Here is an 11,230-nt window from a genome sequence, read left to right on the forward strand (position 1 = left end):
CGGGGTGGATTTCCAGGTGCTGCATCCGTCGGCCGATGGCAGCGAACGCGACAACGAGGCCAGCTGCGTGCTGCGGGTGGCCGGTGCCCACGGGGTCGTGCTCCTGCCCGGCGACATCGGCGCCCGGGCCGAACAGCAGCTGCTGCAGGCGCAGGCGGCGGCCGTGCGCGCCGACGTGGTGCTGGTGCCGCACCATGGCAGTGGCGGCAGCTCGACGGCGGCCTGGGTGTCGGCCGTGTCGCCCCGGGTGGCGCTGGTCTCGGCCGGCCACCAGAACCGCTTCGGCCACCCGAAACGTGACGTAGTCCTGCGCTGGCGGGCCGTAGGCGCCGAGGTGCTGGCCACGGCCGACGCCGGCGCGATCCGCGTATGGCTTGGCGCACAAGGGCTGCAGGTGCGTGAACAGCGTATCCACGCGGCCCGGTGGTGGGATGCCGCTGAGCGGGCGCGGTCGGCTGCTATCCTATCGCCGATCAAACAAGCGGCCGTTGGGCCGGAGGGTTGAAACGTGTGGGAACTGGTCAAGGCCGGTGGCTGGCCGATGGTGCCGCTGCTGCTGTTGGGCGTACTGGCTTTGGCGATCGTCCTGGAGCGTTTCTGGTCCCTGCGGCGCAATGAGGTGCTGCCGCCTGGCCTCGGTCAGGAAGTGCGCAACTGGGCTGCCCGCGGCAAGCTCGACCCGGCCCACCTGCAGACCCTGCGGGCGAACTCGCCGCTGGGCGCGCTGCTGGCCGCGGCGCTGGAAGCCCGCAACCGCCCGCGCGACCAGATCCGCGAGCGCATCGAGGACACCGGCCGCCACCTGGTCCACCGCATGGAGCATTTCCTCAACGCGCTGGGCACCATCGCCTCGGCCGGCCCGCTGCTGGGCCTGCTCGGCACGGTCATTGGCATGATCCAGATGTTCCTGGGCATCCTCGACCACGGCGTCGGTGATGTGAACCAGCTGGCCGGCGGCATCGGCAAGGCGCTGGTGTGCACCGCCACCGGCATGATCGTGGCCATCCCGGCGCTGATGTTCCATCGCTTCTTCAAGGGCCGCATCCACGGCTACGTGGTGGAGATGGAACAGGAAGCCAGCGCCCTGCTGGACACGCTGGACGGCCGCCCGGGCGTGATGAACGGCGCGCCGGCGCCGCGTGCCGCCGCACCTGCCACGGCCAAGGCCTGATCGATGCGCATCGGCAACGACCGATCCCAGGATGAGCCGCATATCGATCTGGTTCCGCTGATCGACGTCATCCTGGTCCTGATCATCTTCTTCGTGGTCACCACCACGTTCGATGCGCGCTCGACGCTGCAGGTGCAGCTGCCGACTGCCAGCGACCAGCAGACCAACGAGCCGCCGCGTTCGCTCAGCGTGCTGATCAACGCCGACGGCCGCTACTTCGTCAACGACCAGGAAGTACTGCGCACCGACGTCGAGTCGGTCAAGCAGATCATTGCTGCGGTGGCCGGTACCGACCGCGAGCAGACCGTGCTGCTGCGCGCCGACGCGCGCACTCCCTACCAGGCCGTGGTCACCGCGCAGGATGCGCTGGGCCAGCTCGGCTTCCGCCGTATCGCAATCGCAACAGCGCCAGAGGTGCGTCCATGAGTTCCAATCACGCGCCGGTGTGGCCGATCTACAAACGCCTGCTCGGCTATACCCGGGCCTACTGGGTGTTCATGGTGGCCGCCGTCATCGCGATGGTGGTCGAGGCCCTGGCCGGCTACCACTTCACCAAGCTGATGGAACCGCTGGTCAACCGCGGCTTCGTCAACCCCGAGCCACGCATGGCGGTGGTCCTGCCGCTGACCATCCTCGGCCTGTTCCTGATGCGCAGCCTGGCCACCTGGGTCAGCGACTACACGCTGGCCAAGACCGGCCGCAGCGTGGTCCGCGACCTGCGTGAGCAGATCCTGCAGAAGTACCTGCACCTGCCGTCCTCGCATTTCGATACCGAAGCGACGCCGGTGATGGTCAGCCGCCTGAACTTCGATACCGAGCAGGTCACCCAGGCCAGCGCCGACGCGCTGAAGACCGTGGTGGCCGACACCCTGACCATCATCGCCATGCTGGTGGTGATGCTGCAGATGAGCGTCAAGGTGACCCTGGCCATGCTGCTGGTGGTGCCGCTGATCGGTGCCATCGTCTCCTACGTGGGCAAGCGCTACCGGCGCATCAGCCGCGGCATCCAGGACGGCATGGGCACCATGGCGCAGACCGCCGAGCAGTCGCTGGCCGCTCAGCAGGAAGTGAAGGTGCACGGCACCCAGCAGCACGAGATCAGCCGCTATTCGCGCCTGGCCAACCGCATGCTGGCGCTGAACATGAAGGTCGAAGTGACCCGCGCTGCGGCGTCCAGCGTGGTGCAGTTCCTGGCCGCGCTGGCGCTGGCGGTCATTGTCTGGGTGTCCACCCGCGAAGCGCTGGCCGGCAAGCTCAACGCCGGCCAGTTCATGGGCCTGATGACCTCGATGATGGCCATCATTCCCTCGCTGCGCCGCCTGACCAGCGTGCAGACCTCGATCTCGCGCGGCGTGGCCGCCGCCGAGCGCCTGTTCGGCATCATCGACATGCCGGTCGAGCGCGACGCAGGGCGTACGCCGCTGCAGCGCGCCCGCGGCGAACTGGCCTTCGAGCACGTCATGCTGCGCTACCGCGCCGACAGCGGCATCGCCCTGGATGACATCAGCTTCGTCGCCAGGCCCGGCACCGTCACCGCCATCGTCGGTCGTTCCGGCAGCGGCAAGACTAGCCTGATCCGCCTGGTGCCGCGCTTCTACGAGCCCAGTGGTGGCCTCATCACGCTCGATGGCGTGGCGTTGGATGACTATCCGCTGGCCGACCTGCGCCGTCAGGTCGCCATCGTCGGGCAGAAGGTCATGCTGTTCGACGACACCATCGCCGCCAACATCGCCTATGGCATGGACGCGACCGATGAACAGATCCGTGCCGCGGCCGAAGCTGCCAATGCCTGGGAGTTCATCGCGCGCATGCCGCAGCAGCTGCAGACCCCGGTGGGCGAGAACGGCGCGCTGCTGTCCGGCGGCCAGCGCCAGCGCCTGGCGATCGCACGCGCGATCCTGCGCGACTCGCCGATCCTGATCCTGGACGAAGCCACCGCTGCGCTGGACAACGAATCCGAACGCCTGGTGCAGGACGCACTGCAGCGCCTCATGCCCGAGCGCACCACCCTGGTGATCGCGCACCGCCTGTCCACCATCGAGCACGCCGACCAGGTGCTGGTGATGGACCATGGCCGCATCGTTGAGCGTGGCACCCACAAGGAACTGCTGGAAATGGGTGGCCTGTACCAGCACCTGCACAGCATGCAGTTCCGCGATAGGCAGGACTGATGGCAGGCAAGGGTACCCAGACCCCGCCGTACTGGTACGACGGCAGCCCGGTTCCGTTGCCGATGCGGCTGCTGGCGCCGGTCTATGCCGGCGTGGCCGCGCTGCGCCGGCGGCTGTATCGGAAGGGCTGGTTCAAGCGGCATGCGCTGCCGGTGCCGGTCATCGTGGTCGGCAACATCACCGCCGGTGGCACCGGCAAGACACCGCTGACCATCGCCCTGGTCGAGCGCCTGCGCGCGGCCGGCTGGAAGCCGGGCGTGGCCAGTCGCGGTTACGGTCGCGAAGAAGCGGACAAGGCGCGCTGGGTCGAGGCCGATACGTCCACCGCGCTGGGCGGTGACGAACCGGTGCTGATCGCGTGGAAGACCGGCGTGCCGGTGCGCGTGGACAGCGACCGCGTGGCGGCCGGCAAGGCACTGATCGCGGCCGGCTGCGATGTCATCGTCTGCGACGACGGCCTGCAGCATTACCGGCTGCAGCGCGACATCGAGATCGAGGTCATCGACGCGCAGCGCCGCTACGGCAATGGCCGGATGATTCCCGCCGGGCCGTTGCGCGAGCCGGTCAGCCGCGCCGACGAATGTGATTTCCGCGTGGTCAATCTCGGCCAGGCCGATGAAGCCACCGCCGCCCAGGCCTGCGGTTTCGGCCAGTGGCCGATGGCGCTGCACATCGACAGCGCGCAGCCCTTGCCGGGGGGGCGTCCGCGCCCGTTGGCCTACTTCGCGGGCCAGCGCGTGCATGCCGTGGCCGGCATCGCCAACCCGCAGCGCTTCTTCGACATGCTGCGTGCGCGCGGCATCGGCGTGGTGCCGCATGCCTTCGCCGACCACCAGGTCTACCAGCCGCAGGACCTGTCCTTCGGCAGTCAGCTGCCGGTGCTGATGACCGAGAAGGACGCGGTGAAGTGCCGCGCCTTCGGCAACGACTGGCATTACGCGGTGCCGCTGCGCGCCGAACTGCCGGCTGCCTTCTGGGTGGCCCTGACCGACCGCCTTGACAAGCTGCGCCCGAACTGAGCGGCCGCGTGGCGCTTGCAATCGCCCGCCGCCGGCCGCATTCCCGTTGTATCGCGCCTGCCGAGTACCGCCCGCATGACCGAATTCGTTGTCGCCATCCCGGCCCGCCATGCCGCCTCGCGGCTGCCGGGCAAGCCGCTCCGCCTGCTCGGCGGTGAACCGCTGGTGCTGCACGTGGCACGCCGCGCGCTGCTGGCCGGCGCCCGCGAGGTATGGGTGGCCACCGACGACAGCCGCATCGCCGATGTGCTGGACGGGCTGGGTGAGGTCAAGGTGGCCATGACCGCGGTCAGCCACGCCTCCGGCACCGACCGCCTGGCCGAATGCGCGCGTATCGCCGGCTGGTCCGACGAAACCGTGGTGGTCAATCTGCAGGGCGATGAACCGTTCGCCCCGGCGGCCGGCATCCGTGCCGTGGCACAGGCGCTGGTCGAGGGCGATGCGCCGATGTCGACCCTGGCCACCTCCGTCGAGGATGCCGAGACCCTGTTCGACCCGAACGTGGTCAAGCTGGTGCGCAACGTGCGCAACGAGGCGATGTATTTCAGCCGCGCGCCGATCGCCTGGCACCGCGATGGCTTCGCGCGCAGCCGTGACGCCTTGCCGGAAGGTCATCGCTGGCTACGCCATATCGGCATCTACGGCTACCGTGCCGGCTTCCTGCAGCAGTTCGCGGCAATGCCGCCGGGCCAGCTGGAGCAGGTCGAGGCGCTGGAACAGCTGCGCGTGCTGGAAGCCGGTTTCCCGATCAGCGTGGCGATTTCGCCCGAAGCCTTCCCGCCGGGCATCGACACGCCCGAGGACCTGGCCCGCGCCGAAGCCCTGCTGCAGTCCATGGCCGCGCGATGAACCTGCTGGTCGTCTGCCTGGGCAACATCTGCCGCTCGCCGATGGCCGAAGGCGCGCTGCGTGCCCGGCTGCAGGCCTCGCCGCTGGCTGACCGGGTGCAGGTCGACTCGGCCGGCACCGGCGACTGGCACGTAGGCGAAGCGCCTGACCGCCGCGCCATTGCCTGCGCCGCCCGCCACGGCGTGGATATCGGCGGCCTGCGCGCGCGCCAGCTGCAGGCGGGGGATTTCGAACGCTTCGACTGGATCCTCTGCGCCGACGAGGCCAACCTGCGCGACGCCGCGCGGCTGGCCACGGCCGCCCAGCGCGGGCGCCTGTCGCTGTACCTGCCGTGGTCAGGCGGGCAGGGCGTGCAGGCCATCCCCGACCCCTATACCGGCGGCCAGGATCATTTCGAGCAGGTCTGGGCGATGGTCGACCAGGCTGCAGAGCGGACCGTGGCACGACTGTTGCATAACGCTGAGTCCGGCATAATCAGGCCATGAACGCACAGCCCGTCCAGGACCTGCCCGAGTTTGCCACTTGGCTCAACGCCGCCCCCTGCACCCTGACCGAGCTGCGTGGCCGACCGGTCGCGCTGCTGTTCGTCAATGCCGCATCGGCCTGGAGCATGCAGCGGCTGGCCGAGTTCGGCCAATGGCTGTCACGCAACCCGGGCCGCCTGCAGCCGTTGGTGCTGCATGTGCCGCGCTTCGATTTCGAACGCGACGCCGGCGCTGCGCTGAAGCTGCTGCGCAGGCAGGGGCTATCGATGCCGGCGCTGCTCGATGCCGACTGGGATGGCTGGCGCCGCTTCGGCGTCACGGCCTGGCCGACCGTCATCCTGCTCGACGCGCAGGGGCGCGAACGGCAGCGGCTGGTTGGCCTGGGTGCACCCGGTGAGCTGGAACGCGCCTTGAACGATCTCTGCGAAGGAGCGCCGCTGGCGCCATCGCGCGGGGGCAGCGAGCTGCATCCCGAACTGCCGCATCCGCTGCGTTTCCCGGCCGGCCTGGCGGTCAACCGGGACCGCCTGTACATCGCCGACAGTGGTCGCCATCGCATCCTCGAGTGCAGCCACGGCGGGCGCGTGCTGCGTCAGTTCGGGCTGGGTACCGCTGATTTCATGGATGGCAACCTGGCCGAAGCCGCGTTCCACCGCCCGCAGGGGCTGGTGCTCGAGCGCGAGTCGCTGTACGTGGCCGACACCGGCAACCACGCGGTGCGCCGCATCAACCTGTCGACCGGACAGGTCGACACGCTGTGCGGCAACGGTCGCCCCGGCACGCCGGTCGAAGGGCCGGTGGCGCAGGCGCGGCAGGTGGCACTGGACAACCCGGTCGGCCTGGCGATCGCTGACAACCAGCTGCATATCGCCATGGCCGGCGACAACCGCCTGTGGAGCTTCCACCTCGGCCTGCGCAGCCTGCAATGGCGCGCCGGCAGTGGTGCCATCGACGGGCGCGACGGCAGTGGCCACATGGCTGCCTTCGCCCAGCCCACCGGCCTGGCAGTGGTGCAGCAGGTACTGTACGTGGCCGATGCGCTGGGCTCGTCGATCCGTGCGGTGCAGCTGCGCGGTGACCTCGTGCAGACCCTGGTCGGGCAGGGCGCCTGGCGCTTCGGCGCCGACGATGGCCCGCGCGGGCAGGCCAGCCTGCAGTATCCGCAGGCCATTGCATTGAGCCCGGACGCACCCCTGCTGTGGATCGCCGATACCGGCAACGGCCGCCTGCGCACGCTGCGCCTGGGCGGCGGCGACCTGGTCACCCAGCCACTGCCGCGCCGCCTGCATGGCCCGGCCGGCCTGGCCGTGGGTGCCGGTGCCGTGTGGATCGCCGAGACCGACGCGCACGCGGTGCTGCGTTTCGACCCCGACAGCGGCGTGCTCAGCGAAGTGCCGATCAGCGAATGACCGACGTCACCGCCCCGGCCTTCGACGGCAAGGCCTTCGCGGCCCAGTTGAGCACCGCACCCGGCGTCTACCGCATGTACGCGGCCGACGACACACTGCTGTACGTGGGCAAGGCGCGCGCGCTGCGCAACCGCGTCGGCAGCTACTTCAACGGCAGCCCGAAGAACGCGCGCATCATGTCGATGCTTTCGCAGATCGCGCGCATGGACGTGACGGTCACCCGCTCGGAAGGCGAAGCGCTGCTGCTGGAAAACCAGCTGATCAAATCCCTGTCGCCGCGCTACAACGTGTCCCTGCGCGACGACAAGACCTACCCGCATGTGCTGCTGACCCGCGAAGACTGGCCGCGCATCGCCCTGCACCGTGGCCCGCGCGCCATTCCCGGGCGTTACTTCGGGCCGTACCCGGGCGTCACCGCGGTACGCGAGACGCTGAACCTGATGCACAAGCTGTTCAAGCTGCGCAGCTGCGAGGACAGCGTGTTCCGCAACCGTTCGCGGCCGTGCCTGCAGTACCAGATCGGCCGCTGCAGCGCGCCCTGCGTGGACCTGGTGCCGGCGCCGGAGTATGCCGAATCGGTGCGCCGTGCCACGCTGTTCCTGGAAGGCAAGAGCGATGAGCTGACCCGCGAGCTGGGCGAGCAGATGCAGGGCGCCAGCGAGGCGCTGGAATTCGAGAAGGCCGCGCGCCTGCGTGATCTCATCGCTTCGCTGCGCAGCATGCAGACCCGCCAGTACGTGGATGGCCGCGCCGCCGACCTGGACGTGCTGGCCGTGGCCATGCACGGCTCGCAGGCCTGCGTGCTGCTGCTGGCCTTCCGCGATGGACGCAATCTCGGCACCCGCCCGTTCTTCCCGCGAACCAATGGCGAGGACAGCCCGGAAGAGGTGCTGGCCGCGTTCGTGTCGCAGTACTACATCGAATTCGAGCCGCCGCGCGAGATCCTGCTGGACCGGCAGATTCCCGACGCCGACCTGCTGGTGGCCGCGCTGTCGGCCTCGGCCGAGCGCAAGGTGCAGCTGAAGTGGAACGTGCGTGGCGAGCGCGCCGGCTATCTGGAGCTGGCCAGCCGCAACGCCCAGTTGACCCTGGCCACCGAACTCAACAGCCGCAACGCGCAGCACGCGCGCAGCGAAGCCCTGCGCGAAATGCTGGGCCTGGCCGAACCGGTCAAGCGGGTCGAATGCTTCGACATCAGCCACACCATGGGTGAGGCCACCGTGGCGTCGTGCGTGGTGTTCGATGCCGCCGGCCCGGTGCGCGCGCAGTACCGCCGCTTCAACATCAGCGGCATCGAGCCCGGCGATGACTACGCCGCCATGCACCAGGCCATCGACCGCCGCTTCCGCCGCGCCGTGGAAGAGCAGGGCGTGCTGCCCGACGTGCTGCTGATCGATGGTGGCGCCGGCCAGCTGGCCCAGGCCCAGGCCGCCCTGGCAGACCTGGGCGTGGAAGGCGTGCTGCTGGTGGGCGTGGCCAAGGGCGTGGAGCGCCGCGCCGGCCACGAAGCACTGGTGATGCCTGATGGCCGCGAACTGCGCCCGGGCGCAGCCAATCCTGCGCTGCAGTTCATCCAGCAGGTGCGCGACGAAGCGCACCGCTTCGCTATCACCGGACATCGGGGCCGCCGTCAGAAGGCCCGGATGACCAGCAAGCTGGAAGATATTCCCGGTATCGGCCCGCGCCGGCGCGCCAGCCTGCTAAAGCATTTCGGTGGCCTGGTCGGCCTCAAAGCCGCCGGTGAAGCCGAAATCGCCAAGGTCGAGGGCATCAATGACGCCCTCGCTGCACGCATCTACGCTAACCTGCACGGGTTGGCCCCGCCTGACCCGGCCGAGTAGAGAGAGAAGCAAGCCGCATGAAGTTGACCCTGCCCACCTGGCTGACGTTGTTGCGGATCGTGATGATCCCGGTGCTGGTGCTGGTGTTCTACCTGCCCTACACCTGGACCAATTTCGCGTCCGCGGCGATCTTCGGCCTGGCCGCGATCACCGACTGGCTCGATGGCTGGATCGCCCGTCGGTACAAGCTGGAATCGGCGTTCGGCGCCTTCCTCGATCCGGTGGCGGACAAGCTGATGGTGGCCGTGGCGCTGTTCCTGATCGTGCAGGGCCACCCGACGCCGTGGATGGCGTTCTGGGCGGCGGTAATCGTCGGCCGCGAAATCGCGGTGTCGGCGCTGCGCGAGTGGATGGCCGAGCTGGGCCAGCGCGCCAAGGTGCGCGTGGCCATGATCGGCAAGGTCAAGACCACCGCACAGATGGTCGCGCTGCTGTGCCTGCTGTATTCGGTGGCACCGAACGTGCCGGTCAATGACATATGGATGGGCCCGCCGGTGTTCCATATCGGCGACTGGACCCTGGCCATTGCCGCCGTGCTGACCCTGTGGTCGGGCCTGCAGTACCTGCATGCCGCCTGGCCGAGCCTGCGCGAAGACGAGCGCGCCGCGCGCGAGCGTTCGCGTCAGAAGAAGCTGGGCAACTGAGCCCCTGGGTCGGATCCCTTTCCGCAGGAAAGGGCTCTGACCCCACGGTCGCAGCCATCCACGCCATGCGTGGATGCGCCCTGCCAGACCGGCGCGGAATACCACTGAAAAACCGCTTGACGCCATTTTCAGAACAGGTAGAATTTCGCCTCCCAAGCGGGAATAGCTCAGTTGGTAGAGCGCAACCTTGCCAAGGTTGAGGTCGCGAGTTCGAGTCTCGTTTCCCGCTCCAGATTCAAGAAGAACGCTCCCGCAAGGGAGCGTTTTTCGTTTGCGTCTTCGGCCGCTTCATCCCCACTTCACCGCCACCCCATCGCCCCGCCACGCACGCCGGCGAAGCGGCAACACCGTTCCAGCCGGTGATGCCGCGATGCCCCACATGTCCTCTGCCTACGACCACGATCTGGTCATCGTCGGCGCAAGTTTCGCCGGCGCTGCCTGCGCGTTGGCCGCCGCGCAGTACGGCCTGCGCGTCTGCGTGCTGGAGCGCAAGTCCGATCCCGGCGAGCGCCTGCACACCACCGGCATCGTGGTGAAGGAGGCGATGGAGCAGACCTGGCTGGGTCGCATGCCCGAGCATCTGGTGCAGCATGTCGCGCGCGTGCGGCTGTACGCGCCGAACCTGCGCAGCGTGCAGCTGGCCGCGCCCGGGTACTACTTCCTCACCACCGACACCCCGAATCTGATGCGCTGGCTGGCCGACGAACTGCGTGCCAGCGGCGTGGATCTGCGCCTGCAGCAGTCCTTCACCAATGCCGAGGCCGATGGTGATGGCTGGCAGGTGGAAGGGGCAGGGCGGTGCGCCTATCTGGTCGGTGCCGATGGCGCGCGATCACGCGTGGCCCGGCGTACCGGCCTGGGCCAGGTGCGCGACAATCTCTATGGCATCGAGCGCGAGTTTGATGGCCTGCAATTGCCGCAGGGCGATGCGCTGCACTGCTTCGTCAGCAAGCGTTACGCTCCGGGCTATATCGGCTGGGTCGCGCAGAATCCCACGGGCGTGCAGGTCGGGCTCGCCCTGCGCCATGATCCGATGCAGGCGCGGGTGCCGGACATCGATGGCTTCATCAAGCACGTGCGCGATACCGTCGGCATCGCACCGTCATTGCAGCCGTCATCCACCCGCGCCGGGCTGGTGCCCTGTGGCCTGCCGGATGGGCCGATCACCGGCCATCGCCTGGTCCTGACCGGTGATGCGGCCGGCATCGTCTCGCCGCTGTCGGCCGGCGGCATCCACTCGTCGTGGCGGCACGGCTGGGCGGTCGGCGATGCCATCGGCCTGCACCTGCGTGGCCAGGGCCCCGCCGCCGAACAGGTGGCGCGGCGGGTGGCACCGGCCTTCCGGCGCAAGCGCCTGCTGCGCTGGGCGATGGACCATCTGCAGCAGGACTGGCCGCTCAACGCGCTGCTGCGCACCGCCGCGACGCGGCGCGTGGCCGAGCAGATCTACTTCCACCGGCGCGGGGTGCGGGCCTGACCGCCAAGCTGAACGACGCGGTGCAGACGACCCGAAAAATCCGGTTGACGCCGTGCAGCAATATCGACACAATAGCGCTCCTTCGACGCAGGTCGAACGGAATCTGCGGGAATAGCTCAGTTGGTAGAGCGCAACCTTGCCAAGGTTGAGGTCGCGAGTTCGAG

Annotated in this window: 10 protein-coding genes, 1 tRNA gene and 1 pseudogene; all 12 read left to right on the forward strand. The window is 68.9% G+C overall.

Going from position 1 to position 11,230, the window contains the following annotated elements; all coding sequences use genetic code 11:
* Positions 1-505, forward strand: a pseudogene (locus DCO49_RS17590) (DNA internalization-related competence protein ComEC/Rec2); the annotation flags it as partial.
* A 3-nt stretch (positions 506-508) separates the two neighbouring features.
* Complete coding sequence (locus DCO49_RS17595) at positions 509-1,171, forward strand: MotA/TolQ/ExbB proton channel family protein (RefSeq protein ID WP_116865100.1); 663 nt, start codon at positions 509-511, stop codon at positions 1,169-1,171.
* 3 nt (positions 1,172-1,174) lie between these two features.
* Complete coding sequence (locus DCO49_RS17600; protein ID WP_108768413.1) at positions 1,175-1,597, forward strand: biopolymer transporter ExbD; 423 nt, start codon at positions 1,175-1,177, stop codon at positions 1,595-1,597.
* Positions 1,594-3,342: a lipid A export permease/ATP-binding protein MsbA gene (msbA, locus tag DCO49_RS17605; protein ID WP_116865101.1), complete on the forward strand. Its 1,749-nt coding sequence runs from the start codon at positions 1,594-1,596 to the stop codon at positions 3,340-3,342. The genes DCO49_RS17600 and msbA overlap by 4 nt, the downstream gene beginning before the upstream one ends.
* Positions 3,342-4,361, forward strand: coding sequence for a tetraacyldisaccharide 4'-kinase (gene lpxK / locus DCO49_RS17610; protein WP_116865102.1), 1,020 nt, complete (start codon positions 3,342-3,344; stop codon positions 4,359-4,361). The genes msbA and lpxK overlap by 1 nt, the downstream gene beginning before the upstream one ends.
* A gap of 75 nt (positions 4,362-4,436) precedes the next feature.
* Entirely contained in the window at positions 4,437-5,210 is a 774-nt protein-coding gene (gene kdsB / locus DCO49_RS17615) for a 3-deoxy-manno-octulosonate cytidylyltransferase (protein WP_116865103.1), read from the forward strand.
* The gene (locus tag DCO49_RS17620; RefSeq protein ID WP_116865104.1) at positions 5,207-5,695 is read left to right on the forward strand and encodes a low molecular weight protein-tyrosine-phosphatase; all 489 of its coding nucleotides are present in this window, start codon (positions 5,207-5,209) and stop codon (positions 5,693-5,695) included. The genes kdsB and DCO49_RS17620 overlap by 4 nt, the downstream gene beginning before the upstream one ends.
* Entirely contained in the window at positions 5,692-7,104 is a 1,413-nt protein-coding gene (locus DCO49_RS17625; protein WP_116865105.1) for a hypothetical protein, read from the forward strand. Before DCO49_RS17620 ends, DCO49_RS17625 begins: the two co-directional genes overlap by 4 nt.
* Positions 7,101-8,945, forward strand: coding sequence for an excinuclease ABC subunit UvrC (gene uvrC / locus DCO49_RS17630; protein ID WP_116865106.1), 1,845 nt, complete (start codon positions 7,101-7,103; stop codon positions 8,943-8,945). Before DCO49_RS17625 ends, uvrC begins: the two co-directional genes overlap by 4 nt.
* 17 nt (positions 8,946-8,962) lie before the next feature.
* Positions 8,963-9,589: a CDP-diacylglycerol--glycerol-3-phosphate 3-phosphatidyltransferase gene (gene pgsA, locus DCO49_RS17635; protein ID WP_079221387.1), complete on the forward strand. Its 627-nt coding sequence runs from the start codon at positions 8,963-8,965 to the stop codon at positions 9,587-9,589.
* A gap of 156 nt (positions 9,590-9,745) precedes the next feature.
* Positions 9,746-9,821 (forward strand) — tRNA-Gly (locus DCO49_RS17640).
* 138 nt (positions 9,822-9,959) lie between these two features.
* Positions 9,960-11,066, forward strand: a complete 1,107-nt coding sequence (locus tag DCO49_RS17645; RefSeq protein WP_116865107.1) for an NAD(P)/FAD-dependent oxidoreductase — start codon at positions 9,960-9,962, stop codon at positions 11,064-11,066.
* The last annotated feature ends 164 nt before the right edge of the window (positions 11,067-11,230 follow it).

Source organism: Stenotrophomonas sp. SPM (assembly GCF_003105135.1).
In the GTDB taxonomy this organism is placed as follows: domain Bacteria; phylum Pseudomonadota; class Gammaproteobacteria; order Xanthomonadales; family Xanthomonadaceae; genus Stenotrophomonas.

Bases quoted from the DNA above. Each gene is read 5' to 3' on its own strand.
- DCO49_RS17600 (WP_108768413.1), top strand. From the start codon at position 1,175: ATGCGCATCGGCAACGACCGATCCCAGGATGAGCCGCATATCGATCTG.
- msbA (WP_116865101.1), top strand. From the start codon at position 1,594: ATGAGTTCCAATCACGCGCCGGTGTGGCCGATCTACAAACGCCTGCTC.
- lpxK (WP_116865102.1), top strand. From the start codon at position 3,342: ATGGCAGGCAAGGGTACCCAGACCCCGCCGTACTGGTACGACGGCAGC.
- kdsB (WP_116865103.1), top strand. From the start codon at position 4,437: ATGACCGAATTCGTTGTCGCCATCCCGGCCCGCCATGCCGCCTCGCGG.
- DCO49_RS17620 (WP_116865104.1), top strand. From the start codon at position 5,207: ATGAACCTGCTGGTCGTCTGCCTGGGCAACATCTGCCGCTCGCCGATG.
- DCO49_RS17625 (WP_116865105.1), top strand. From the start codon at position 5,692: ATGAACGCACAGCCCGTCCAGGACCTGCCCGAGTTTGCCACTTGGCTC.
- uvrC (WP_116865106.1), top strand. From the start codon at position 7,101: ATGACCGACGTCACCGCCCCGGCCTTCGACGGCAAGGCCTTCGCGGCC.
- pgsA (WP_079221387.1), top strand. From the start codon at position 8,963: ATGAAGTTGACCCTGCCCACCTGGCTGACGTTGTTGCGGATCGTGATG.
- DCO49_RS17645 (WP_116865107.1), top strand. From the start codon at position 9,960: ATGCCCCACATGTCCTCTGCCTACGACCACGATCTGGTCATCGTCGGC.